At 68.3% G+C, this 25,077-nt stretch carries 23 protein-coding genes and 2 pseudogenes; 18 read left to right on the top strand and 7 right to left on the bottom strand.

The features are described 5' to 3' along the window. The first annotated feature begins 93 nt into the window (after positions 1–93). The gene (locus OG322_RS27490) at positions 94–1,926 is read left to right on the top strand and encodes a DNA cytosine methyltransferase (protein ID WP_329307131.1); all 1,833 of its coding nucleotides are present in this window, start codon (positions 94–96) and stop codon (positions 1,924–1,926) included. 8 nt (positions 1,927–1,934) lie between these two features. Here OG322_RS27490 and OG322_RS27485 read toward each other — a convergent pair whose 3' ends face one another. Together OG322_RS27485 and OG322_RS27480 are read right to left on the bottom strand one after the other, a co-directional pair. Further along, positions 1,935–2,564 carry a hypothetical protein gene (locus OG322_RS27485; protein ID WP_329307130.1) on the bottom strand — a complete coding sequence of 210 codons (630 nt, stop codon included), beginning with the start codon at positions 2,562–2,564 and terminating at the stop codon, positions 1,935–1,937. 107 nt (positions 2,565–2,671) lie between these two features. Beyond that, the gene (locus OG322_RS27480; protein ID WP_329307129.1) at positions 2,672–3,139 is read right to left on the bottom strand and encodes a very short patch repair endonuclease; all 468 of its coding nucleotides are present in this window, start codon (positions 3,137–3,139) and stop codon (positions 2,672–2,674) included. A 56-nt stretch (positions 3,140–3,195) separates the two neighbouring features. Between OG322_RS27480 and OG322_RS27475 the strand changes: the two genes are divergently transcribed. Beyond that, the gene (locus tag OG322_RS27475) at positions 3,196–3,384 is read left to right on the top strand and encodes an AbrB/MazE/SpoVT family DNA-binding domain-containing protein (RefSeq protein ID WP_329307128.1); all 189 of its coding nucleotides are present in this window, start codon (positions 3,196–3,198) and stop codon (positions 3,382–3,384) included. A gap of 48 nt (positions 3,385–3,432) precedes the next feature. Here the strand turns inward: OG322_RS27475 and OG322_RS27470 are convergent, their stop codons facing one another. From OG322_RS27470 to OG322_RS27455, 4 genes are all read right to left on the bottom strand, one after another. Next, positions 3,433–5,442, bottom strand: a complete 2,010-nt coding sequence (locus OG322_RS27470; RefSeq protein WP_329307127.1) for an AIPR family protein — start codon at positions 5,440–5,442, stop codon at positions 3,433–3,435. Then, positions 5,435–6,454, bottom strand: a complete 1,020-nt coding sequence (locus OG322_RS27465) for a PD-(D/E)XK motif protein (RefSeq protein ID WP_329307126.1) — start codon at positions 6,452–6,454, stop codon at positions 5,435–5,437. Before OG322_RS27465 ends, OG322_RS27470 begins: the two co-directional genes overlap by 8 nt. Next, positions 6,451–9,219 carry a Z1 domain-containing protein gene (locus OG322_RS27460; RefSeq protein WP_329307125.1) on the bottom strand — a complete coding sequence of 923 codons (2,769 nt, stop codon included), beginning with the start codon at positions 9,217–9,219 and terminating at the stop codon, positions 6,451–6,453. Before OG322_RS27460 ends, OG322_RS27465 begins: the two co-directional genes overlap by 4 nt. A 62-nt stretch (positions 9,220–9,281) precedes the next feature. Further along, positions 9,282–10,784 (bottom strand): ATP-binding protein, encoded by a 1,503-nt coding sequence (locus OG322_RS27455; RefSeq protein WP_329307124.1) that lies wholly within the window; start codon positions 10,782–10,784, stop codon positions 9,282–9,284. Positions 10,785–11,431: 647 nt separating this feature from the next. Between OG322_RS27455 and OG322_RS27450 the strand changes: the two are divergent. From OG322_RS27450 to OG322_RS27375, 16 genes and pseudogenes are all read left to right on the top strand, one after another. Continuing rightward, positions 11,432–13,220, top strand: a pseudogene (locus OG322_RS27450) (type IV secretory system conjugative DNA transfer family protein). Continuing rightward, on the top strand, positions 13,217–13,447 hold the full coding sequence (locus tag OG322_RS27445) for a hypothetical protein (RefSeq protein ID WP_329307123.1): 231 nt from the start codon (positions 13,217–13,219) through the stop codon (positions 13,445–13,447). The pseudogene OG322_RS27450 and the gene OG322_RS27445 overlap by 4 nt, the downstream one beginning before the upstream one ends. Beyond that, a complete protein-coding gene (locus OG322_RS27440) occupies positions 13,444–14,613 on the top strand; it encodes a DnaB-like helicase N-terminal domain-containing protein (protein ID WP_329307122.1) in 1,170 nt (389 codons plus the stop codon). The genes OG322_RS27445 and OG322_RS27440 overlap by 4 nt, the downstream gene beginning before the upstream one ends. Positions 14,614–14,652: 39 nt before the next feature. Next, positions 14,653–15,228 (top strand): hypothetical protein, encoded by a 576-nt coding sequence (locus OG322_RS27435; RefSeq protein ID WP_329307121.1) that lies wholly within the window; start codon positions 14,653–14,655, stop codon positions 15,226–15,228. A 1-nt stretch (position 15,229) separates the two neighbouring features. Beyond that, a pseudogene (locus OG322_RS27430) lies at positions 15,230–15,412 on the top strand (DNA cytosine methyltransferase); the annotation flags it as partial. Positions 15,413–15,527: 115 nt separating this feature from the next. After that, entirely contained in the window at positions 15,528–16,427 is a 900-nt protein-coding gene (locus OG322_RS27425; RefSeq protein ID WP_443066601.1) for a DNA cytosine methyltransferase, read from the top strand. Positions 16,428–16,520: 93 nt separating this feature from the next. Further along, positions 16,521–17,129 (top strand): DUF4913 domain-containing protein, encoded by a 609-nt coding sequence (locus tag OG322_RS27420; protein WP_329307120.1) that lies wholly within the window; start codon positions 16,521–16,523, stop codon positions 17,127–17,129. Between the two features lie 221 nt (positions 17,130–17,350). Beyond that, entirely contained in the window at positions 17,351–17,899 is a 549-nt protein-coding gene (locus OG322_RS27415; RefSeq protein ID WP_329307119.1) for a hypothetical protein, read from the top strand. Continuing rightward, positions 17,896–18,372 carry a hypothetical protein gene (locus OG322_RS27410; protein ID WP_329307118.1) on the top strand — a complete coding sequence of 159 codons (477 nt, stop codon included), beginning with the start codon at positions 17,896–17,898 and terminating at the stop codon, positions 18,370–18,372. The genes OG322_RS27415 and OG322_RS27410 overlap by 4 nt, the downstream gene beginning before the upstream one ends. Continuing rightward, on the top strand, positions 18,369–19,037 hold the full coding sequence (locus OG322_RS27405; RefSeq protein WP_329307117.1) for a hypothetical protein: 669 nt from the start codon (positions 18,369–18,371) through the stop codon (positions 19,035–19,037). The genes OG322_RS27410 and OG322_RS27405 overlap by 4 nt, the downstream gene beginning before the upstream one ends. Continuing rightward, the gene (locus OG322_RS27400) at positions 19,034–19,861 is read left to right on the top strand and encodes a large ATP-binding protein (RefSeq protein ID WP_329307116.1); all 828 of its coding nucleotides are present in this window, start codon (positions 19,034–19,036) and stop codon (positions 19,859–19,861) included. Before OG322_RS27405 ends, OG322_RS27400 begins: the two co-directional genes overlap by 4 nt. Before the next feature lie 23 nt (positions 19,862–19,884). Beyond that, positions 19,885–20,451, top strand: coding sequence for a winged helix-turn-helix transcriptional regulator (locus tag OG322_RS27395; RefSeq protein WP_329307115.1), 567 nt, complete (start codon positions 19,885–19,887; stop codon positions 20,449–20,451). Next, a complete protein-coding gene (locus OG322_RS27390; RefSeq protein WP_329307114.1) occupies positions 20,445–20,726 on the top strand; it encodes a hypothetical protein in 282 nt (93 codons plus the stop codon). The genes OG322_RS27395 and OG322_RS27390 overlap by 7 nt, the downstream gene beginning before the upstream one ends. A gap of 118 nt (positions 20,727–20,844) precedes the next feature. Next, positions 20,845–21,789: a DUF317 domain-containing protein gene (locus OG322_RS27385; RefSeq protein WP_329307113.1), complete on the top strand. Its 945-nt coding sequence runs from the start codon at positions 20,845–20,847 to the stop codon at positions 21,787–21,789. A gap of 167 nt (positions 21,790–21,956) precedes the next feature. Beyond that, positions 21,957–22,922, top strand: a complete 966-nt coding sequence (locus OG322_RS27380; RefSeq protein ID WP_329307112.1) for a hypothetical protein — start codon at positions 21,957–21,959, stop codon at positions 22,920–22,922. Between the two features lie 149 nt (positions 22,923–23,071). Next, positions 23,072–24,178: a hypothetical protein gene (locus OG322_RS27375; protein WP_329307111.1), complete on the top strand. Its 1,107-nt coding sequence runs from the start codon at positions 23,072–23,074 to the stop codon at positions 24,176–24,178. A 3-nt stretch (positions 24,179–24,181) separates the two neighbouring features. Here OG322_RS27375 and OG322_RS27370 read toward each other — a convergent pair whose 3' ends face one another. After that, positions 24,182–25,015, bottom strand: coding sequence for a recombinase family protein (locus tag OG322_RS27370; protein ID WP_329307110.1), 834 nt, complete (start codon positions 25,013–25,015; stop codon positions 24,182–24,184). Between the last annotated feature and the right edge of the window lie 62 nt (positions 25,016–25,077).

Here is a 25,077-nt window from a genome sequence, read left to right as displayed (position 1 = left end):
GGGCACTATGGCGTACCTCTCGAACGCAGTGACCGCCTTGAGCTGCCGTCTCACCCTCACAGCTGCACCACGGAGTCCTTCCAGGACTGGCTGGTGGGCTTTGGTAAGGGGAAACGCCTTGCGGTCGACCTCTTCTCCGGTGCCGGCGGGCTGAGCGCCGGAGTCGAGCGGGCCGGGTGGACTACGGCTGCCGCCGTGGACGCCGACGAGCGTGCACTCGAGACCCACAGAGCGAACTTCCCGGGCCTGAGCCTGCGCATAGATCTTGGTGACCCCGAGGAGCGGGACAGGCTGGAGGCGATCCTGGCGCCTGCAGACATCGACCTCGTAGCGGGAGGCCCCCCGTGTCAGCCCTTCAGCAGAGCTGGGCGCAACAAGATCCGTGACCTCGTGAAGAACCACGGCCGGGACCCGGAGGACCGCCGGAAGGAGCTGTGGAGCGCCTATCTGGACATGGTCAAGCGGATCAGGCCGCGGGTGGTTCTCATGGAGAACGTTCCCGACATGGGGCTTCACGACGACTTCTTCGTGATCCGCACGATCGAGGAGGAGCTCGAGGAGCTCGGTTACGCGACCCAGGTGCGGCTCGTCGACGCGTGGAACTACGGAGTCCCGCAGCACCGGAAGCGCCTCATTCTCCTGGCCAGACGGGATGTCGACGACTTCACCTGGCGCGAGCCAGACCCGCAGCGCACCACGCTGCGTGACGCGATCGGGGACCTCCCGGAGCTGGAGGTCGTCGCCACCGAGCGAGTCGGGCAGCGCAAGCTCACGTACCGCAAGCCCCGCGGGATCTCGGAGTTCGCGGAGGAGATGCGGAAGGGAGCGACACGCGGTGTCATCTGGGACCACATGACCCGACGGGTCCGTTCGGACGACCACCGGATCTTCCAGGTAATGGACTCCTCCACAAAGTACTCCGAACTGCAGGAAAAGCTGGGCGACGACGAGAAGCAGTACCAGCGGTACAGCCCGGACAAGTACACCGACAAGTACAAGAAGCTGGCCTGGAACGAACTCAGCCGAACCATCACGGCGCACATCGCCAAGGACGGCTACTGGTACATCCATCCGGAGCAGTTGCGGACCCTGACCGTGCGCGAGGCCGCGCGCGTACAGACCTTCCCGGACCGTTTCCGGTTCGCAGGTACACGGAGTGACGCGTTTCGGCAGATCGGTAACGCCGTACCGCCGCTGCTGGGCGAGGCTGCCGCAGAGGTACTGAAGCCCGTGGAGGGTTCTGACGACACCCCCGGCCTCCAGCCCAGATGGCGAGAGGTCCGGCAGGAGCTCACCGACTGGGCGGAGCGACGACGCGCCGGCGGGAACTGGTTCCAGCTCCCGAGCGAGGAGCCCGTGCCACTCCACGCCGCAGTCGTGGCCGTACTGTCCGGCACCAAGGTGAGGCCGGAGGCCATGGCGGAGATCATGGAGACGGTCAGGAAGTCCAGAACGCTGTCTTCGACACTGTTCGAGAAGCTGATCGACGCGGCACCCACAAAGCCCGCCCGCGCGCGAGTGGACCGTCTGCTGCCACTGGTCGACAAGCCGAACGCCTGGCGGGCGGACCAGAAGCTCAAGGTACCCGCCAAGCTGTCCATGAAGCCGTCCGAAGAGGCCCTGTACCTGCTGCTGATCGGGGAGGACCTCATGCTCGTCGGCACGGGAAACCTGCGGGTCGCGGCAAGGGTGAACGGAGCCGACGACAGTCACGTGAACCGTCTCAGTGAGGGGCGTGTCAACCTGGTGAAACTGGTGGGTGCCGGAAAGGACGCACCGCTGCGTATGGCAGCGATCCGTCTCATCGGTAGCGACCTGTGCCGGGACACTCAACCCGTCTGCTCGGACTGCCCGCTCGTCGCCCACTGTGCCCGTCGCGGAGAGCTGTCCGACGATCTGCTGACGCTGGCCGTCGCAGGGGAGTGACTCCTCGGTCAGGAGTCGTTGAGCCTCTTGAGTTCCTCGTCGAGGCCGCCGACCCACGCTGGGTCCGGCATGGCGTCGAAGGCACTTCGGTGTTTCACGATCGCCTGTCCCAAGGCGTGGAGAGCAGTCACTGAGCGGCCGTACAGATACCAGCGACCCCGCTGTTGGTCAATGCCGCAGTGGGCGAGTTTCACAAGTTCGGTGATCAGCGCGCCGCGCAGTGCGTCGGGAACCACACCCACCATCGGATAGCTGGCGTGGTGGTTGTTGTCGACTCCCCCGGAACACGAGTAGAAGGTAGCTGTCCGCGCTGCGCTCAGGGCAAGGCTCAGGCCGGCGACTCCGACATCGTTTCCTTGCAGTACGCACATGAGGTCGAAGTACCCCAGGTCGTCACTCTCGAGGATCGCTTCCAGGAACACCTCTACACCGTCAGGTGCGTCCGACGAGGTCGCCTCCTCAAGGACCGCGGCTTCCCTGGCAAGGCACTCCTCTACTTCCGCCCAACTTGGCAGGCCGAGGCAGTGGTAGTCGTGGTGCTCTGTGAATCCGCCGGCCACGTCTGCAGCCGTCAGACCGCTGAGCAGGTCGCTCAGTTCGTGACGGTGGCGGATCTCCACGTCGAATTCGGGAACCATGGAGCAATGATGTCGGACGGGGCTCTCGCGCGGGCGTCGTCGGCGAATTCGGCGGTCGGCGAGGTCCGGAACCCTGGCGTTCCAGAACACGCTGTCGAGGCACACTGTCAAGGGAGTAACTTGAGGGAGCCGTGGTGTTCGTGAGCCGCGGCCATCACTCGTCGAGCGGCGGCGGCGGGGTCACGACGGATCTCGCACTCCCAGACACGCACCACGGTCCAACCGGCTGCGGCGGCTTCTGCAGTGTTACGCCTGTCCCGCTCTCTGTTCGCCGCGATCTTCTGCTGCCACAGCGCGGCGTTGGGACCCCGGAACTCGTCGGGACAGTGCTCCGGACAGCCGTGCCAGTAGCAGCCGTCGACGAAGACGGCGACTCGGTACCGAGGGAGCACGAAGTCGGCGGTGCAACGTGGCGCGACCCGGCGCTGAAGACGGAATCGCAGGCCCAGCCGGTGCACGGCCTTCCTGAGAGTTACTTCGGGCCCGGTGTCCCTTGTCCGTCGACCGCGAAGGTGTTCGCTCTTCGTGGTCGAGACCCAATGGCCCGTCGACCGTCCTCCAGCCTCTCTGGCCATGATCCGATCCCCAGCCTGTTGGCGTCCTTCGGTGGCGAGAGTGCCACACTCTCCCCATGCTCCGTGAACCAGTCGAAGTCAGTGTTGATGACCAGGGACGTGTCGAGCTGCCGCTGGGGCTGCTGGCAGAGGCCGGCCTCTCGCCGGGGACCGGGCTGGTCGCCTTCAGCGACGGTGACGGGCGCATCGTGCTGAGGCGGGCCGAGGACGCGATCCGGGACCTGGTCGAGAAGGGGACGCTCTGAACCCGTGATATGTCGGGTTCGGGGCAGCGTCGCACCCGAACCCGACGTCTACGGGACGGGATTGAAGCCCAGGCGCAGCGCCTCGGTACGGGTGTGCATCGCTTGGGCCGCATGAGCCTCGGGGATCTCCTGTTCCAGTTCGAGTCGCCTGCCTACGAACTGTGCCAGCTGACGCTGCCACGGTTCGAGTGCGCGTGTCTCCTTGGCCCAGCGTTCGATCGCGTACCACTCGTCGGCCGGAACCAGCGCCGCCTCCTCGGCTGCTCCCGTTTCGGTTCCGGTACCCCCGGAGAGTGCGGCTTCGTCCAGAGGGCTGTCGAGCAGCTCCGCCGACAGAGCACGTGGCACCGTCCAGCGGACTGTGGAGACCGCGTCCCAGCAGACCGCTTTCTTGGCCCATTCCCCGACGTGGTTCCCCTCCCGGGGGGTCGTGACCGCCCGTATGACCCGAGGGCACAGGTCGTGGATGGCGGCCTCCAGGACGGGAGTGATCGCTTGGTCGCGCCAGATCCGGTCCAGATCGATCCGGCGGTCCGTAGCCAGGGAGAGGCGCGCCGCTGTGTAAGTGGTGATCATGCTCTTGTGGCTGCCGGCCCCCTGGATCGCGGCGATGCGGTCAATTGCCTTGAACAGGATCGCCATGGCGATCACCCTCTGGCAGTACTGGAGGTCCACGCGGGGTGGAGCCTCCTCGATGCGCAGCATGAACTCCACGAAGTTCTTCTGGGCGCCACGGCTGACCAGGTACGGGAGCCGGTGCCAGGAGTGGACGAACTTGGCGAGGTCTGCCTTGGTGAACTTCTGTCTCGTCGGGTTGAGCTTCTTGAACTGGCGCTGGCGCGCGGGAGTCCGGGCCTTGGCCAGCTCGTCCGTGTACTGGCCACGTGCGCGTTCGTAGAACCAGTGGGTCTCCTGACCACTGCCGCCCGCCACCGGGGCCCACAGCGATCGGGTGATCCGCTGAACCTCCACGTGGTAGTCGTGATTGGAGCTGAAGTCGACCTGGGTCACCCGGTTCTGTGTGTTGGAGTACTCCGAGATCTTCGGAACGATCTCGGCGAGGCGGTCAGGGGCCACCTCCGTCAGCTTCATCTGCACCCGCACGTCGGACAGATCGACCTTGTCGCGGGTGAGCGCGTAGTGGAGCGAAGCGGTCGTCTGGCCCCCGTTGACGATCTGCAGACCGTGGATCCCTGAGATGTGGGTGGGCACACCGTTCGGGCCGGTCACGAAGTCGACCTGTGACGCCGTCGCGGTTATCCCGTTGTTGTAAGCCAGGAACCGGCCAGGGGCGTGCAGGAGGGTCTCCCGGATTCCTCTGTTGACCGAGCCGCGGGTCTGGAGGAAGGAACGGACGTTCAGCTCCAGGAGCCGTGTGCCGTGCTCTGCGTACAGCTCCGCGAGCATCTGCCCGGGTACCACGGCCAGAGCAACGGAGTGGTCCTCCTCCGAGGAGGGCGCGGAGACGCAGGGAAGAGGCGGGAGGAAGGGAACCACGATGGGCTCACCGAGCGAGCCCGACGTCGCGTGGCGGTGCAGGCGGGCCAGATCCCACACCTCGTGGGTCACCGGAAGGCCGTCAAGCTCCGACGCCGGTACCTCGGTGAAGGTGCCGACACGGTTGCTGAGCAGGAAGAGCCTGATCCGCTGTACCTCGGTGAGCGACTTCTCCACCGCCACGCACATGTCGTACACGTCGAACGACTCGTCGATGTGCTGCTGCAGCCCGTCACCGCACCGGACCGCGAAGGTCAGCAGTCGTCTGAAGAACGCCTCGGTCTGCGCTTTGGTGAGCTTGCTCTCCAGCGGTGCCAGATGGAAGTCCGTGACGAACAGGTCCAGGGACGCGCCCGACTCCCCGGTTCCGTAGCCGTGGACCTCATGTCCGTGCGCCTTGTGATAGGCGGTGAAGGTGTTGGACACGACACCGGCTTGCTCGAGGTCTTCGAAGACCTGCCGAGTGAACGCCTCGGGGGTCGTCGTCCCCTCGGCGTCCGCCGTCGCCTGGACGTCGGCGACCAGGCTGCGGGAGAACCCCTCCAGGTCCAGCTCAGGCATCGGTCCCACCGATCAGCTCACGTACCTCGTCGATCTGGGCACGGAAGGCGTCCAGTCCCGAGGTACTCACGTGGTACGAGCAGTCACCGACTCCCTCGGGAAGGTCGGACTCGGTCAGTCTGGGGAAACCCTCCCGCACGTGCCAGAAGCGCAGGTCCCGCACGGTGTACCGGGGCTCGTCGTAGTGGTCCCGGTGCGCCGGCAGGTATCCGGCCTGGATGAGCAGGCCGTCGAACCGGACACGAGCTGCGGAGTTGGTGAGCTGTTGCCGGATGTGCTCGACGCGTCGGTTCAGACTCTCGCCAGAACCTCCCCGCCGCTCGTCCAGCTGTGCGAGGGCGAGAAGCAGGGCCGGGGTGCCGGTGTCATCCAGCTGTCGCTCACTCGCGATCGCGATGTTCCGGGGCCGCTTGGCTGTGCTGGCCTTGGTCTCGATGGCCACGCCCGACAGCTGGAAGTCCTGGTTCGCCCCTGCGGGGCCGGTCCAGGCGTCGACCGCCTCGGACTGGGAGAGCTCCGCGATCAGGGTGTCCCCAAGCAGAAGGAGTTCACCGTACAACCCGCGCCGTGCCTCGACACCGAGGCCGTCCGTCCCAACGGCACGCAACAGGTCCTGCCACCTGCCGAAGCGTGCCACGGCGGCGCCCAGGGCGTCAGCGGCTCCTGACGCCGCCTGGGCGGTGGCGGCCACGTCGGCCACCAGCGGGTTGAACACCTCCCGCAGGGCCTTCTCGGTCAGGATCACCTGCAGCTCGTACTCCAGGCGGGACACCGCGCTCAGGCTCATCTCGATCCCGGCGGCCCGGGGCAGGCGGCCGACCGACCGCACCACGGGATCCGCGGAACGCGCGTCCGTACGGAGTACCAGCATGCGCTGTCGACCTGGGTGGGCGACCGAGAGGAAGATGTCGAGGGGGGAGTCCGGGTACATGCGGATACTGGAGCGACCCGGGGTGTCCTGCGGACTCTCCAGCTCCCGCCATTCGTCCTCGGTGACCCCGGTGATCGTCACGCGTCGTCCTCCTCGTCCTTGGTGTAGATGTCCTCCTGCAGCCAGACGGAGTTGGCCTCGTACTCGGTCTTGGACTGGTACTCGGAGTGCGGAAAGCTCAGCTGGAATCCCACGAGCGGCGTCGGCTGGCCGGCCTCGGAGGCGTCCGGCACCGCGATGGGGTAGACGAGCAGCAGCCCCTGGTCGGTGCGCCGCTGTCGTCGGATGTACGGCCCGGCTGGCGTCTTGGGCGTCTCTTTCTCCTTCGCCGCCCGCTCAGCGGCTTTGCGGGCCGCATCCTTCTGGTCGGGGTCGAGGCCGATCATCTCGTCCGGCGGGCTGAGTACCCTGCGGATCGTGTAACGGCCCTCGGCCCTGTACTTGGGGTTGAGCGACCCACGCTTAACGAGGCCGACCGTGTGCCCGGCGATTTCGTGAGGTGGCAGCTCTGACCTCGTGCTGCCGACCAGACAGACCGTCCAACTGCCGAGCTCTCCGACCTTCGTGCACTGATCCACGTACTTCGCGATCAGCCTCGGCCGGACGCGCTGGGCCATACGGTCGGTCTCGTAGGTGCTCAGGAACTCGGAGATGATCTCTGCCGGCACACCGTTCCACCTGACCTTGCCGTTCGGCGTCTCAGCCGGAACTGGCTCGGCAATCGCGTCCATGCGGTGAATGAGCGTTTCCAGGGCCTGGAAGTTGTGCTCGACGGTGCTCTTGGCGAGCTTGAAGATCACGGTTTCCGGCCCCTCACCGGAGTAACTCAGTGTGACCTTCGTGCTGTTCCGCATCTTGTTGCGTGCGGTCACGGTAAGTTTGAGAGAGGAGGACCGCACCTTCAGGCCGAACTGCGTCGGAGTGAGTCCGAGCGTCGCCATCTCCTCGACCTCCCTGCGTAGTTCGTCCGTGGCGGCCGTGACCTCCACGTAGGCGTCCTCGAGGGACGGCATGGTGTAGAGGCGGCACAGGTCCTCGTAACCGGGGCGGTACCCGAACCACCGGCCCATCTGCAACAGCGTGTCGTACGTCTTCGACGGCCGCAGGTAGTAGCTGACCGTCAGGCCCTCCAGAGTGAGACCTCGGGAGAGTTTCTGCCCTCCGATGGCGATCACCGAAAGGCCGCTCCTGCGGTTGTCGTAGTAGTCGAGTGCGTCTTTGGAGGAACCGTTCACGGTCTTGACCTGGATCTTCCGAAGAGCCGGAAGGATCTGGTCGGAAACCTGCTCCCAGGTCAGGCGCTCGGCCTGCTCGGGTTCGAAGCAGCCCGTGGTGGGGATGAAGTCCCGCTCCCAGAGGGCGCGGAACTCCTCACGGATCTGCGGCCCCTTTCCGTAGCGATCTCGCATCATGTCCTCGATGAGGTGCCGGTAGTCCAGCACCTGCTCCTGCACCAGGTGCTGGACGGCGGTGAAACGGGTTACGTGCACCAGCATCGAGTTGTGGACCTTCGTCTGCGCCCGGGCCCGGCGAGCGGCGCAGGTGAGCACGAACGAGAGGATCGCTTCACGTAGGGAGTCAGGGAGGTCTCCGGTGGGAGCGTCGCCCGACTTGTGACTGGAGGGGAGCCAGGCGTCACTGTCGTCCACGTGCCGAACGAGCGGGAGGGCCTGAACGTCGGCCTCGTCCTCGTCCTCCACCTGGAGTCCGAAAACCCGCTCGGGACCGAGGTAGTTCGACGGGGACGGCAGGCTGCGGATGAAGCTGGCGGGGAAGAGGTCCTCGCCCGCCTCCGAGTTGTCTGCCTCGGGGTCGATGTAGATGTTGGCGAACGGCGTGGCCGTGTAGCCCACGTAGGCCGACTTGTCGAAGCTCTTCATGAGCTTCCGGATGGCCGCGTTGGTCTTGGTCGGGTCAGCCTCCGGGTCACGCACGGTGTTGATGGAGGCGTTGTCGGCTTCGTCGTCGATGACGAACAGAGGCAGGTCGCTGATGACCTTGGCGCCGTTCTCGTCCTCGACGCCGTGCACGTCCAGCACCCACTGGCGTACGTATTCGAGGATCTTGTAGTGCTTCTTGACGACGAGAACTACGGGGAAGTCCCCAAGGGGAAAGTTGATCGCCTTCGCCGTCGCCAGACCGAAGTCCCCCTTCTCACCGCTGTTGGTGGGTGAGGCGATTTTGAGTTTCTTCACCAACGGCATCCTGCCCACGCCTATGGCGCGAGACCGCCCGTTCTCGTCCGATCGGCTCTGGTTCTGGGTGTCGAAGCCCAAGAGCCCCTCGTCGATCCGTAGCTGTGTCTGGCTTCGGAGGTCGTTGTGGATACCCGCGAGCACCACGACAAAACGGTATCCGGCGTCCACCGCCTTCGCCGTGAGCCCGATGTACTGCCCGGTCTTTCCGGACTGCACCTGGCCGATGACCAGGCCTCTGCGACGCCACGGTCCGGTACGGCGTGGATCCTCCAGCTGGCTCAGTACGTCGTCCGAGCTCTGGTCCAGCCGACGTACGACCCCGGGTGGAAGGCTGACGACGTCCTCGAGGTACCTGCGGTAGCGCTCCCAGAAGTCCCAGTCTCGATCGTTCTTCGCTTCGGGCAGCCAGGGTTCGTGCCCCTCGTGCTCGGTGAGGGCGAGGGAACGCTCCTGGAACACCACTGTCAGGGCCTCGATCTCCTTGACCAGCTGATCCCGGTCAACGGGCGCACCCTGCGCAGCCAGCATGCCGTAGATGCTGTTGACCGCGTTGTGGATCTCCTCGGACTTGGGCTGCCGATCCTGGGGCAGGAAACTGAGAACCAGGCGCCTGGCCTTGGCCATCGGGTCGTCGGGAAAGTCGCTCATGTAAAACCTCCGGTCGGGCGAAGTCGGTGACTGAGAGCTTATGGATGGTCACTGACAACCTGTCACCTACTCCAGAAGCCTTGCAGTTGATCGAAGGGCGGCATGGTCCGAAGACGTTCCTTGGCCGCGGCCGGCGAACGGCCGCCCGTGACCAGGGACTCGTAGATGCGCTGCGCGACCTCGACCGCCGAGTCGTCGGCCGGGCCCGGGCCTCCGAACGGTTCCGGATCGTCGCTGCTGTCGGTCTCGTGCATCACCCGCAGCGCGGTGACGGGGATCGTCTCCTCGAGGAGACGGATCAAGGCGCGCACGTCCGTACTGCTGTTTCCACCCGGCCGTATGGCAGCCTGAACCAGTGGGTGGCTACGGTTGATCTTGCAGGTGACCTTGTCCTCGGAGCGGCGTACGAGCCACGCGTACGAGAGAGGGTCGCCGTGAGTGCGCGCGGCAACCTGCCCCCGGTACCGGAGCACGTCCGCCGCGGTCGCCCGGGCCTTACGCGCGATGCGGTTGAGATGCGTCCGGAGCGCGACGGGCGGGACGACGCTCGACTTCCTCACGTCGACGCTCCACTCGGCGTCCGTCTCGGCCGGGATGTCGACGGCGATACGTGCAAGGTTGTATTTCTCCTCACGGCGCATCCCACGTTGCCCCAGCCAGTCACCGGCCAGGATCAGTCGGTTACGTCGATACACGTAGAAGCCCTGCTGATCAAGCCACCCTTCAGGGCCGGCAGCCTGGTCGTACTCCTCCGAAGTGAGGCGGTGGGCACCTGGGAGGATGAACGCCTCGACCCTCACCAGACCGCCGCTCAGTGGGAGTTCCTCCGGCTGGAGGGGTTGCACCGACGGGTGGTGACGCAGGAAGGGGTCCCACGGTCTCACCGCGTTGCCTCGGATCCTCAGGTCACGACGCCGGGCACCGGTGAGGAACCGGGCGAAGACCATACCGAGGTGCGACTCGGTGCGCGCCGCCTCGGCGTAGAACTGTCTCTGGGTTCGCTCGTCACCGGTGCTGACGTCGGCGGCGTGGTATCCGTTGAGCCTCCGCCAGAGGACGATCGTGCCGTGGTCGGCATCCCTGCGGAGCCGGTCCAGCACGACAGCGGTGTCGGTGTCCGCGCCGTGGAGCAGCCGCCACTGTCCGGACTGTTCGACGACGTCCAGGTCCCAGGTTCGCGTGTGCCACTGTCCGCCGGCTTTGGACGAACTCACGGTGAGCTGTCTGGCCTGGGAGAACGAGGCGGACTTGAGGCCGACGCCGAACCGACCCAGATCGGTGGCTGACCGTGGAGTCGCGGGACCGCGGGCGGCCACCGTCATGGCGGTGACAAGTTCCTTGACGGTCATGCCCCAGCCATCGTCGACCACCGCCATCCACGAGTCGGCTCCGGCCCAGGTGAACTCCACGTCGATGGTCCGGGCCTCGACCGCGATGCTGTTGTCCACAAGGTCGGCTACGGCGGCCGGCAACGAGTAACCCAGAGAGCTGAGCGAGGCCACCATTCCGGCAGGTTCGGGGGCGGCGATGTCGTACTTCATGTGTGCCCGGCTCTGCTTCCCCAAGACGACGTTCCTCCGGAACGTGACCGTCCCGACGCCTCGGTGAAACCGGGCGGACGCGCTCCCCGACTCAGAGGGACCACTACGTGCGCTCACCCGCTCCGGACAGCACGCCCCACCTGGGACGAATGCTACGGGAGTAACAACACACGTTGACAGGGTTTCACCGGACTCGCGGCGGTGACGGTGGGATGTTCTCAAGCCAGATGGGCTGGGTATAAACCGATCCGTCCCAGATGCCGCAAACGGCTCTCTCTGCCGGTTCTTCCTTGGGCTTATGGCCTGCTGCCACCCCTTGGAAGTTCTCGACCACTGCCCCGACAGCCGCTCACGAAGCTGACGCAACGGTGTTGCCCCGGGCTCTTACCAGCGGATTCCGGCCAGGCCAAATCGCGGATCCTGTGGATCGTCTTTCTGCCAGCCCGAGCACCGGGTTGCCGTTCGCTACTCCCCCTTCAAGGCAGAGGCCGTGATCGACCACCACCGGCACGCCAGATCCGTAGAGGCATCAACGAGCCCAGCCGCCCCAAGCTCCCCGATAGCGCGGCCGCCAGCTCCCTTCCCGAACAGGAAGCGTCTCGATGACCAGCAGAAGAGCCGCACACGCCCCGCCCTCTATCCCTCACCTGCGCTCACTCCCAGGATTCACCATGCTTGCACCCCGCACCAGCGCACCCTCGACCACCACCAGTTCGGACGCTCTTCTCTACCTCCTCTTCGGTCTGCTCGGCATCGCGCTTGCCTTCGGCTCGCTGACTTGGCTGACCGGCAACATCAGTAATTCCTTCTTCGGCGCCGGGCCCTGGGCCCCGTTCCACGCCACCGACGCGCTGCTGCACCCCGAGGTGCTGTGGCCGGCCCTGAGCACCGTCGCGCTGCTGGTCGGCGCCCGCGTCGTGCCCGGCCTGCTCACCCTGGCCCTGGCCACCACCGGCGTGGTGCTGTGGATGCGCTGGCGTGCCGGCTCCAAGTCGAGTCTCGCCCGCAAGGCCGACCTGGCGCCGCTGCTGGAGAAGGAGATCACCGCGAAGGCGAAGAGCCTGCGGCCGTCCCTGGGCGGCCGGGAGGGGAAAAGAGGTCGCTCCGGCTGACCGCGGCATCCTGCTCGGCACCCTCGACCCCGGTCGTGCGGAGGTCCGCGCGTCATGGGAGGACGTGATCGTCGCGATCATGGCTCCCCGAAGCGGGAAGACCTCCGGGCTCGCGATACCCGCGATCCTCTCGGCCCCTGGTCCGGTCCTGCTGACCAGTAACAAGGCCGCGAACGACGCCTTCACCGCGACAGTGGACGCCCGCGCCGAGGTCGGCACCATCTGGACCCTCGACCCCCAGCAGATCGCCCACCAGCCGCGCGAGATGTGGTGGGACATCCTGGCCGACGCCCGCGACCTGGCCGGTGCGAAACGTCTGGCTGGGCACTTCGTCACCGCGAGTGTGGACGAGTCCAGCGGCTCCGACTTCTGGTCCACCGCCGCCAGCAACACCCTCGGCGCCCTGTTCCTTGCCGCCGCCAGCCACCGACGGCCGATCACCGACGTCCTGGCCTGGCTCGCCATGCCGGCCGACCGCACCCCGGTGGACCTGCTCACCGATGCCGGCCACGACGCGGTCGCCGCCCAGCTCCAGGGCACCGTCTCCGGTGCGACCGAGACCCGCGACGGCATCTACGAGACGGCGCGGCAGTACGCGAGCTGCCTGCTCGACCCCGATGTCGCCGCCTGGGTCACCCCGAACGAGGGCCTCCCCGAGTTCCAGCCGTTCGCCTTCGCCACCTCCCGCGACACCCTGTATCTGCTGAGCAAGGACGGCGGCGGCAGCGCGAGCGCGATCATCGCGGCGGCGGCCGACGCCGTGATGCGCGCGGCCGTGATCGTCGCCGAGCGCTCCGGCGGGCGGCTCGACCCGCCCGCCCTGTGCGTCCTCGACGAGGCCGCGAACGTGTGCCGCATCTCGGATCTCCCGGACCTGTACAGCCACCTGGGCAGCCGGGGCGTCATCCCCATGACGATCCTGCAGTCCTACCGACAGGGCCAGCGGTGCTGGGGCGAGGCCGGCATGGACGCCCTGTACTCCGCCGCCACCGTCAAGATCATCGGATCGGGCATCGACGACGCGGACTTCGCCGACCGTCTCAGCAGGCAGGTCGGTGACCACGACGTCCAGACCACCTCGGTCTCCACCAGCGAGAGCGGCAAGTCCACCTCGGTGAGCATGCGCACCGAACGCATCCTGCCGCCCGACGCGATCCGCGCCCTGCCCAAGAACAAGGTGCTGCTGCTGGCCACCGGCATCCGGGTCGCCATGCTCAACCTCAAGCCCTGGTACAAGGAGCCCTTTGCCAAGGTGGTCGGTCCGGCCTCGGCCCGCGCCACGAAGGCGATCACCGAACGGGCCCTCGCGAAGACCATCGGCCACGACGACTTCGGGCTGTCGGCATGAGCGCGCCCACCCTGCGTCCCGGGCGGCTGCCGCGCTCGCCGGTCGTGCTGCGTGACGGCCAGTGGTGGCTGGTCAGCGGGGCCGGGTCGATACTCGCCACCGATCCCGCATTCACCAGCACGCTGGACGACTTCGCCACGGCGGTAGCCGCTGCCGACCAAGCGGTCGCCGACCTCCATGCCCGGCAGAACACCCCCTCCGGCTCCGGCGCAGGGGGTGTGCGATGAACCCGCTGCTGGGTGCGGAGCAGGCGGTCCTCGGCGCCGTGCTTCTCGACCCGGGCCAGCTCGCGCACCTGGACTGGCTCGCGCCGGATCACTTCGACCGGCCCGTTCATCGGTCGCTGTTCGCCGCGCTGCGCAAGCTCCGAAGCGACGATCACCCCGCGCTCTCAGCCGATGGGCCGGTGCCGCTGTCGTGGGTGACCGACGCGGTCGACGAGGCCGGCCGCCATGTCCGAGGGCTGACTGTGGTGTACGCCCACACCCTGATCTCGGCCTGCCCGCGTTCCGCGCACGCTCCGGTGTACGGCCGCATGGTGCTGGAGGGGGCGATCCATCGCACCGTCGCCCAGCACGCGATCCGTCTTCACCAGGTGGCTCGGGCCGACGCCCTACGGGGTGAGGTCAAGGGAGCGCTGCGCTCCGCAGACGTCCTGGCCGGGGTGCTCAGGGATCTTGCACGGCGCTGGGGGACCGAACCGCGTCCGGTCGCGCGCACCACTGCGCCGGTTGCTGCCCCGGCCATGCCGCCAGTCCGGGCCGACCAGGTCGCCGAGGACGAGCGGTTCCTGCTGGCCGTCCTCGCCGAGCAGCCGAGGGCCGTGGAGGAGGTGGTGGACTGGCTGCGGCCGGGGGATTTCGCCGATCCGGCCCACGGGGGGCTCTACCGGTGCCTCGGTGCGCTGCACCACCGGGGCGAACCTATCGACCGGATCACCCTGCTCTGGGAAACCCAGCGGCGCGGCCTGCTGGCCGACGGCACCCTGTCGGGCGAGCATCTGACCGCCCTCTGCGACGGCGTGGGTTCCGGCAGCGCCGAATGGCTCGGGGAACGGGTGATGCGCTCCTCCCTCGCTCATACCGCAGCCGCCTCCGCGCGTGCGGTGCGTGCTCTGGCCGAGGACGAAGCCCTGGTTCCTGGCCGGTTGATCAACTACGCCCTGCACGCCCTCGGCCCGCTCGACGAGGTGCGCGCCCGCTGGGAGACCGCGAACGGCACCCCAGCCCCGAACCCGCCGCCTCCGACGCCCGTGCCGGACGGGCCGCCTCCGGCCAGGGTGCACGTAGCCCTCGCCCGGAGCACGCCGCGCCCCGTCCCACCGGCCTCGGTCCGTCCCGGCTCCGCGCCCGCCCCCTCCGCCTCCAAGCCGCCCTCGCGCGGCCACATCTGACCCCTCCCCGGCCCCCGTTGCCCTCCTCCTGGACATCACATGAACAGCACCCCCAGCTCTGACATCCGTGCCATGCGCGCCACGGCGTCGGCCCTCGACGCTCAGCGTCGCAAGCTCCCCGTTCTCGGAGATCCTCGTCGCTCGCCCAACGTGGCCGACGTCGCCAGGCATATCTCGGCACTCGGTGAGCTGATCACCGACCTGGGCAACGAGGTGCGCTTCAGCGCCTCCCAGGAGCCCGAGGCCCACACCGCCAGGGTCATCACCGGCTTCGCTACCACGGTGCGGCCCACCGGTCAGGCGGCATCCGCCCTCGGCGAGGTCGCCCACCAGCTCTCCTTCCTGGACCGGACCGAGCACCTGCGCGATGAGCCCGGCGCCGACGATGCGCGGGAGACCGCTGTGCAGGTGATCGATGACTCGCTCAGCACGGCGGATACGGCGCTGCGTGAAGCCACCGACTCGCTTCGTGCCGCGTCGGCGACCGTTTCGCCTCCGTCCGTGCGGCTCCGGGCTGCTCTCAGCCGGTCTGCGGCTGCCCCTTCTGCCGCGGCACCGCCTCCCGCTGCTCAGACGGCAGCAGTTCCTGCGGGCGTGGTCCGACGGAGCCGGTGACATGCCCACTCACGTCATGCGCCCTCCGCTGATCGGCTCGCTCTGTTCCGGGTACGGCGGGCTCGACCTGGGGGTGCAGTCCGTCTTCGGCGGCACGCTGGCCTGGCACGCCGAGGTCGACCCGAACGCTTCGCGCATCCTGGCCCGCCACTGGCCCGGCGTCCCCAACCTGGGCGACATCACCACCGTCGACTGGTCCGCTGTCCCCCGGGTGTGCGTCTTGACGGCGGGCTTCCCCTGTCAAAGACGTCTCGGTCGCCGGCCGCCGGGCCGGACTCAACGCCCAGACCCGCTCCGGGCTGTGGCTGCACGTCGCCCGTGCGGTCGAAGCCCTCCGACCTCGCCTGGTAGTGATCGAAAATGTTCGCGGCCTCCTCACCTCCCCCGCCGGTTCCCCTGGCGACGTGGAACCCTGCCCGCGGTGTCTGGGAGACACCCCAGGCCAGCCTCCTCTGCGGGCACTCGGTGCCGTACTCGGATCCCTGGCCGACCTCGGGTACGACGCGAAGTGGCTCGTGCTTCGCGCCTCCGACATCGAGGCCCCGCACCGTCGCGAGCGCACCTTCCTCACAGCCTGGCCCACCGGACACCCTGCTCAAGACCCCGACCAGCAACATCGGCAAGAACGGCGGCTCGCAACACCCTTCCAAGAGGAAGAGCGGGGGCCACGGCCCGAATCTGGCCGACGAGGTCGAGTGGCTCCTGCCGACCCCGAAGGCGTCGGACGGGACCAAGGGCTCGCCGAATCAACGGCACGGCAATGGCGACATGACCCTGCCCAGTGCGGCGGCGTCGCTGTTGCCCACGCCCAGGGCCAGCGACACGGGCACCCCGGGCCGCCGCCCGGGGAAGGAGTGGCGGCCTCCCTTGTCGGCAGTGGTCCTGCCGCTCTGGACGGAGGAATCATCGGAGGCCGAGGAGCGGACCGGCGATGGGGGCCGTACGCAGCCGCCATCACCCGATGGGAGAGGTCCACCCGTCCCGCGCCCGAGCCCACCGACGCGGCCGGGCGGCTCCGTCCCGCTTTCGTCGAGTGGATGCAGGGCCTCGCCCCGGGCTGGGTCACCGCCACCCCGGGACTCGGGCGGCCGGCGCAGCTCACCGCGCTCGGCAACGGCGTCGTCCCGCAACAGGCGGCTCGGGCCCTGCAGTTGCTGGCACCGCCCTTCCCGCGCTGCCCTCGCTGCGCAGGCAGGTAGCGCCCCACTACCGGATCTTCCCGGCGGGACCAAACCGCTGTTTCTCCGGATCCTCTCGGGCATGTCGCCGTCTCACAGATGGAGCACGCCCTCATGTCCGACACCAGCCCGACCACCACCCCCGGCCCCGAGCTGTTCCGCCTCCCCGACGAAAACCTCGACGACCTCGCCAGCACCCTCGCCAAGACCATCGCCGAGGTCAGGCAGCACGGCGTCGCCCTGGACCGCCTCGGCTCCGAACCCGTTCCCCTACCCGCAGCCGACCAGCAGGCGGACGGCGCTCCGGCAGCCGGGGCGGCCGGCCCCGAGCAGGCCGACGGCCCCACCTCGGTGTTCATCGTCGCCCTGGGCGGCGAGACGTACGCCACCGAACTCGCCGCCCTCAGCGACTGGGTGAACTACCTCTTCCTCCCGATCTACGGCCGGGAGATCAGTACGAATCGTCCGTGGTGCGCGCAGTGGCACAAGCACCCGGAGGCCGTTGCCCGGCTCCACGCGCTCTGGCTCGCCTGGCAGCAGTTCACCGACACGGAGGCCGGACTGTCCGGCCCGTCGACCTGGCACCGCGACCACCTCGACCAGACGCTGGCGCATCTGCGCGCCCCCGACGGGCCCTTCGCGGCCTGTACGACGAGCCCCACGCGGCCCAACCACCGCGTGCTGGCCAACCCCGCGCCCGAGCAGACGGGGGCGGGCTCGTGAGCGACATACTCGACTTTCGCCTTGACGATCTGGCCCCGTCCGACGCAGATTCCGAGTCCGCGGAGCGACAGTTCTGGGCCGGTGACGTTACGGTCCTGGCTGAACACCACTCCCCTCCCGATGGCCCCCACAGCTACGTCGTCGCTCACGACGGATCAGCCACGTGGGGTGCACCGGGGGAACCACAGGTAGCAGCGATCAAGGTCGCGCGAGACCTCAGTGTGAATACGTTCACTTTCGAGCTGACCTATCACGCCACCGTGTCCTTCGCCCAGAACTGGCTGATCGAGCGCGGGTGCCCGCCCGAGCGGATCACCCAGTCCGGCGGGGACCTCATGAAGCCCGCCGACGACCTCACCCTCCAGGTCGAACAGCAGATCCGTGAGTCGGGACCTCGGTACGAGGTCCTCGACAGCCAGACCTCGGACTTCGACCCGTGTGAGGCATGGACGTTGACCTGGGACTCCAGCGCCTGCCAGACACCGATCCGTGTCTTCCTCGAAGAGGGAAACTTCAGCACCCACACGTACACGATGCGCGAGGGCGCCTTCGCCGACGTGGGCGCCGCACGCTCCTGGCTGGACGACCGCAGCGGCCCATTGCCCGAACCGCCTGAGTACAGCGCTCACGACAGCGCCGACGTCCGGGCCCGAGTCGCCCTTGCCCGGTCGGCCGGTCTCGCCGCAGTACCGAAGGGCGGCCCCGACGCCCACTGCACGCCGCCGCCGGGACCGGTCCAGCGCCCGGCACAGCAGGGGCGGCTGCTGTGAGCCGCGCCCGCTTCGCCTTCGCCGCACATCCAGACGCCATCGCCGACCTGCGAGAGCTTCCCGACAGCATCCGTGACCTGGCGCTGCTGGAACTGCAGAACCTGGTGCACGGCAGCGACGACTGCCTGCCGTTGAAGGGCCGCCTCGCCGGCTTCCACAAGGTCTACGTCGACCCCTCCGTCGCCTACCGGATGGTCATCCAGTTCCGCCCGGCCCCGCCGACCTCAACCCACAAGCGCGAGGTCTACCTCGTCGCCGCCGGAAGCCAGAAGGACTACGCGGTCTACCACGTGGCCCACCTGCGCACCGGCCCCCAGCAGGACGCCGAGACCGACTCCGCAGCCCAGGCACGCGTGCGGGCCGCCCGGTCCCGGTCGACGCTCAGCGTCGACCGGCCAACAGCAGGCCCGGCAACTGCTCCAACAGCAGCCCCACCCCCAGCCGCCGCTCCCCGAAAGGTTCCCCAGCGATGACCGCTGACCGCGCTCCCCTGACCCGTACCGAGCTGGCGGATCTCCTCACCGATGCCGCGCAGATCGTCTCCGGCATCCTCACCGCCGAGTACCCGACAACCGTCGGCCGCTCCTACCTGCACCCCGTATTGGGCCCGCTGTCCGCCGGGCCCCGGGTGCTCGGCGAACTGAACGACCGGCTCGAAGGGTTCGTGGCCGCCGAGCCACGCCCCGCCACACCGGCGGGCCTGTTCGCCCTGGCCTCCTACGCCTCCGCACTGGGGTGGCTCGCCGAGTCCTTCGCCGAGCTGACCGCCTCTGTCGACCAGATCTGCACCCGGGTGGGCATCCCCACCGAGTCCCCCGGCCCGGTCGTCGCCGCCTCCCATGGCGCCGAGCAGGACGACACGTTCGACTTCGCGTTCAGCGCGCTGGAGCTGGCGGCGATCCGCACCGCGGCCCAGGCCGCCGGCCTCGCCCCGGACGACTACGTCGAGGTCTTCTCCCAGTCGCTGCTCGCCGCCTCCCGGATCACCGACGCCTGCATGGAGATCTCCAGCGGTCTGCTCGAAGACGCCGCGTACGTCCTCGACGATGCAACCGACCATGCCTGGATCGGCGACGGGCCGGACAGCCTGCCCACCCTGGTCCGCTCCCTGCTTGCCCGGATGGAGGCGGCGCGGTGAACCCGTACGACGCAGGCACACACCCTGGGACTCATCTCGTCGTCGAAGTGCTCGGTGTCGGGGATGTCAGCGTGCCCGCCCTGGCGCATGGTCCGGGGGAGCCGCTGCACCAGGCCGCTACGCGCGTCATCGGAGCCGCAGCGGTGTTGGACGAGCGACACGAGAGCGTGCTCAACGCGGTCCAGCGGGCTCAGCAGCTGCTCGAAGGCATCGGTCGCGGTGAAGTCGGCCGCGCCCAGGTGTCGTACGCGCTGCTGCGGACCGCACTCCCCGAACTCGGAGACGTTCTGGCGCAGCAAGACCGGGCGTACAGCCAGCTCGTCGAGTCCCTATCCGCCTACCGCCGGCTTCTTTCCTCGCCCGAGCCTGCTCAACGCGCGACCAACAAGAGCTACGGGCAGAGCCAGAAGACGAGGCCCGACCGGGACGACGACTGGGCCGTCGCCGGGGAGCGCGGGCTGGTAGCCCTCGAAGCCGTTGCGGCCGGAGACGTTCGCTCTCGTCGCAACGCGATCGGCGACGACCCGTTCATCTCACGGGAGAAGGCCCAGCGGCAGGACCCGACGGTCTTCCCACAGACCGTGCAGCGGCTGGTCGCCGACGGGCTACTGCGCCAGGACACCAGCGAGAACCCGTACCGGCCCGGACAGCTCCTCTCGCTCACGCCGCAGGGCGAAGCCGCCCTCCGCGACGCGCGTACGGCGACGCCGCGCGTGTCCGCCGCCCTCCGCCGCAGCAACGCCCCCGCGGGCCCCGGCCCTCTCACCGACCCGGCTGCCGTCCCCGTCACCACGGCGGTCGGCAAGCCTTCCCGCTCCCGCTGACCCCTTCCAGAAAGAACACTCCCATGCCTGCCCCCGTACAGCCTCCCGTCTTCTCCATCGGCTCGATCGATGCTCAGCGGGTCGAAGACGCGCTTTCCCTGATCGGGCCGAAGTGGACCGCCTGGTCGGCGATGACCCTGGCCCAGGAGAACCGCCCCATGCGGGTACGCGACGTCGCCGCCCGGCTCCCGTTCATCAGCGAGCAGTTCGTCAGCAAGCGACTGGCCACGATGCACGCTGACGGGCTGGTCATCCGGCCCGACGACCGTCGCGGAGCCCCGTACCAGCTCAGCGCCCTCGGCACATCGCTGGCTCCTGTCCACCGCACCATGTCGGACTGGTCCCATGCTCACCTGTCGCTCGGACAAATGGCCGAAGCCGAATGCGTCGAGGACGCCCTGTGCCGCCTGCATCTTCGGCACTCGACCGCCGTGATCCAGGTCCTTGACGCGGGCGGTCCGATGCGGTTCGTCCACATCGCCGAGGAGGCCGACTGGACAACAGCTACGCCCGGCAGCGGCTCCTGCGGCTTCAGGCCGACGGCCTGGTCACCCGCGCAGGCCCGCGCCACGGCGACCCCTACGTGCTGACCGACGCCGGCCAGGCGCTGGGAGCCGTCTACGCGAGCGTCGAGCACTGGAGCAGCCCCATCACCGAGCGGAGGACCTCATCGTCTCCGCGCCCCGTCGCGGCGGCCACGCGCACCCACCCCAACGTCTCACTGTCGGCGGACGGTGCCCGGACCGCGGCGGCCCTGCGCCGCAGCGCTGCCGCGCCGAACGCCCTGTTCAGCCACGCGCCGCAGCCACAACCTCGGGTGCCGGTGGCCGTAACCATCCAGTCGGCACCGGGCCAGGGCCGGTGACCGGGGTGGTGAGAGCCGGAACCGTTTCACTGCTGCCCCGACGTCCGCGTGCGCTCCGACCGCTCGTCCTCCTGCGCACGCGGGCGCCTCCCCCTCCCTCACTCCCGGAGCCTCGACCATGCACGCCCCTGATGCCCCGTACCTCTACCAGGAGGTACTGGTCAGTCCCCTGTACCTGGCTGGGACCGGCGGGGCCGGAGACGCCGGCTTCGCACCGGTTGCTCACTGGCCGCACCACGCTCTCGGCGACACTCCATGCCAACTTCTCGTCACCAGCCCCGACCACCGCATCCGGATCGGCTGGTTCGGCGACGACTTCGAACTGTGGAAGATCAACGCCTCTGAGGACGCCCTCGCCGCACCCCGCTGGACGGCCACCTTCAACCACGTCACCCCGCCCGAGATCGTCGCCGGCCTCACCACCGCTCTGGCCCGCGACTACGCCGAAGCCGACGCCTACGACGACAACGCCCCTTTCCTGGCCGATCCCTCGCTCTACTGGGCCGACGCCGTCCGGCCGCTGACCGACGCCGGCTGGACACGCGACGGCGGCGCCGAGCGTGGCACCGTCGAGATCGTCGCCCCTGACAGGCAGGCGGGTGTCGTGATCGACAACCGTCTCTCCGGCTGGGACGAGGAGACCGTCACTCTATGGGCCGGTCCACCGGGCTGGGGCACGCGGGCGCAGGCGGTCTTCACAGCTCACATCCCGTCCCACCTGATCGCCGCGACGGCGGCCGTCATGGCCGATTCGGCCCCGGTGATCCGTGAACGCCACCAGATCGACCGCAGGTTGGAGCACCTGGTCACGCTGGCCCCGGTCGGCCCGACCGCCGGTCCCCAGGTATCCCCCGCTCCGACCCCTCTCGACGTGCGCCGCACGGCGGTCATCCAGGCCGTCCACCGCGCCACGCGCGCCCCGCGCACCGCAGCCGACCTCCGGGTCATGGCCGCGCGCAGCCGCACCACCTCTTCGGCACAGAGCGGGCCGAGCAGCCTCGCGCCCGCAGCCACCGTCCGGCCCCCGGCCAACTCGCTGGCTCCACTGTCGTGCGCAGAGTAGATGTCAGTGCAGCGCAGGGTTTTGTCAGTGCCGGATCACGCTTGTTGTCACTTGAGCGCGATGGCTGACACCGTCCTCCCCGCCCTGTTGGAAGCAGCCGTCATGGGCGGGATCGTGCATGACGGCCCCGCCCGTCGGGTGCCTGAGCTGGGCGTTAGCCTCGGCTAATGATTCCTGCCCAGCCTCTGAAGGCCATCACCCGTCACCGCGACGGGCGGATCCATGCCTACGTGATCGACTCCGGCGCTTTCGGGACGCTGAAGTCCGCCGCGGTGTTCCAGCCGCGGTCCGGCGACGAGGTCGTGGCGTCGGTGGTTCGGCCCGATCTGGAGCGCGTCGTGTATACGACTCTGAACGGGGTCGTCTGCCTCACGCGCGCCGGTGACCTGGTGTGGGCGTCGGACTTCGAGCCGCACTCCGAGGTGCGCCATGGCCACCGGCCTGGCTGTGCGTTGTCTCTGGACGGGCGGACTGTGTGGGTCTACCGGCCGGACGCGATGGCGGGGCGCGGGGGCGAAGACCAGTGGGTTGTGTATGACGCCGCCAGCGGGGCGGTCCTCGCCCGCCGGGAGTTGGAGACGGTCGGGCACGGCGCCGGCCACCACCTGCACCCCGTGGACGGCAGCATCTACCTGGACATCGGTGAGGGCCAGGACGGCTCTGTCATTCTCCGGGGTATGGCCAGGGCCGACGGCGAAGTGGAGTTCGTGACGTACCCCTGGTCGGACCGCTGCCTGATCAACTTGGCGCCGAGCGGGGAGCAGTTCATGACCGTCGACCATGGGCAGGCGGACATCGCCTTCCACCGCCACCCCACCGGGGACGTGCTCTTCACTCTCCCCGTCGTGGCCTTTGGGTACGACGCGGAGGAGACCTTCGTGGAATGGAGCGGCGGCTACCTGACCGCGGACACGGCTGTGGTCACCCTCGGCAGTGAGACCGAGGACGGGGAGGAGTGGTTCCGCTACCACCTGATCGACGTGCACACGGGCACGATCAGCGGCGAGATGGCCGTCGAGGCGGCCCACCCTTACGACCTGGAGCCCCTGGGTGACGGCTCCTGGCTCACCGACGGCCCCGTCCGCTGGTTCGGGGCTCCGTTGCCGTCCACACCGCCGCACCCGGCAGGCTGACGGATCCTGTCGGACGACACGAGAGTGTCAGTGCTCGGCGACACGATGTGTGTCAGTGAGTTGTGGTGTCCTGGGCCTGCCCAGTACCGCCCTTACGACTTAAGCCAAAAGTGCCTCCAGTCACACCTTGGCGCACATAGCTTGAGCTCATGCCAGCTCCCCTCAAGGTCCCGGTTGGGACGCGCTACGGAAAGCTCACCACCGTGGCTGAGCCAGTTAGTCGAGCCTCCAGCAGCGGCAAGGCCCGGCGGTACATATCGGTTCGCTGTGACTGCGGAACGGTGAAGGACGTATCGCTCAACAACCTGACTAGCGGCCACACGAACTCGTGCGGCTGCGCGATGTCCAGCGGGGGGAAGGAGCGGAGCGTCATCGCTGTCGGAACCCGCTTCGGCCGGTGGACCGTTGCTAGCGCCCCCGTATGGGAACCGACGCTGGGAGCACGTTACGCCGAGCGCGCCCTGTACGAGTGCGTGTGTGACTGCGGCACGCGACGCATGCTGTTGGAGCGCAACCTCGTCTATCGCAGCCGCTCCTGTGGCTGTGCCCGGGACGAGAGCATTGCAGCACTGGCCGGCACCACCAGGACCGGGAACTACCCCACCACCCAGATACCGATCGGAACCCGCTTCGGCCGTTTCGTCACGATCAGCGAGACGTACATGGAGGTCCGGGGAAACGGGCGGCGATGGTCGGTAGTGGATTGCCACTGCGACTGCGGAACCGAACGCACGGTGGCTGCAGCCAACCTGAGGAACGGAAACTCGAAGTCTTGCGGGTGCCTCCAGCGCGACATGATGTCGGAGATGCTTACGACCCATGGAGCAACGAGGGCTCTCCGAGGGAAGGTGGATGATCCGGTCACGGCACGTCTTTATCGCATCTTTCGCGGCATGGTGGACCGATGCACTCGGCCCGGTAACCCCGCTTATCGCCGTTACGGCGGCAGAGGTATCACTGTCTGTGCTGAGTGGGCTGCTGACTTCGAGACGTTCAGAACATGGGCGCTGGATCACGGATACGCCGATGATCTGGAGTGCGACCGTATCGACCCCGACCGTGGGTACGGCCCTGACAACTGTCGGTGGATCACCAAGCGTAAGAACATTGAGCACATGCGGAAGGCATGGGGTGCGGAGGTGGATCAGAAGCTCATCATGGCCGCCAAGTCCCTGGGTATCGGCCCTTATGACCTGATCGCCGATGCAGTGCGCAGCTACCTTGACCGACTGCCTAAGTTGTCGGGCGAGGAATAGTTGTCAGTGGCCGCCGCTGTCCCTGCGGTTGGCAGCCGTCTCAGTGGCTTCGTCGTACGCAGCCAGGGTCCGGTAGAGGGTGGAGCGGCCGACGCCGAGGTGCCGGGCGATCGAGGTGACGGGTTCGTTGGCGTCTCGGCGCCGTAGCGCGACGGCGAGCATGTCGCCGTCGACGGCCGGCGGGCGTCCGCCGTGGTTGCCGTTGGCGGCGGCGCTGTCCAGGCCGACAAGGGTCCGTTCGTGGATGAACTCCCGCTCGACCTCCGCCATCGCGGCGAACACGACGAAGAGGACCTTGCCCGCGCCCTGCGGGTCGTACATCCCAGCGAGCGGGCCGCCGAGAATCTCCAGGCGGTGGTCGCGTTCGGCGAGATCCTGCGCGGAGGTGATGAGCTCGACCATGTTGCGGCCGAGGCGGTCGAGCATGGTGACGGTGAGGGTGTCGGCCGGTCGGAGGTCGGCGAGGGCGGCGTTGTACTCGGGGCGGACCCTCTCCCGGGTGCCGATCTTCTCGACGTAGATGCGTACGCAGCCGGCGTTCTTCAGGAGGCGGACCTGTCCGGCGAGGTCCTGGCCCTTGCTGGAGACGCGGGCGTACCCGATGCGGTCGCCGGCCCTCGCGAGGAGCTCGGTGTCGAGGTCGGGCTCGGGGCCGGGCTGCCAGGTGCGGCCGGGGCCGCGGGCGGCGGGCCTGGACTTCAGCATGGGGATCTTCGCGTAGCGCCCGGTGTGGTAGTCGACGGCGACGACACCGGAGCCGGGCGGTGCCCCGCACCGCGGGCACGGCTCGCGCTCGATCAGCTCGGCTCGGGTGATCTCGTCCAGGTCGCCGTCCATGTGTTCTCCTCCCGCTTGTCCGCTCGACACGGACAATCCCGAATGTCCCTCCCGTTTCTCCA

The organism is Streptomyces sp. NBC_01260 (assembly GCF_036226405.1).
GTDB classification, from domain to species: Bacteria; Actinomycetota; Actinomycetes; order Streptomycetales; family Streptomycetaceae; genus Streptomyces; species Streptomyces laculatispora.
The sequence above is the reverse complement of the archived record's forward strand: the minus strand, read 5'-3'. Positions and strand labels throughout refer to the sequence as shown.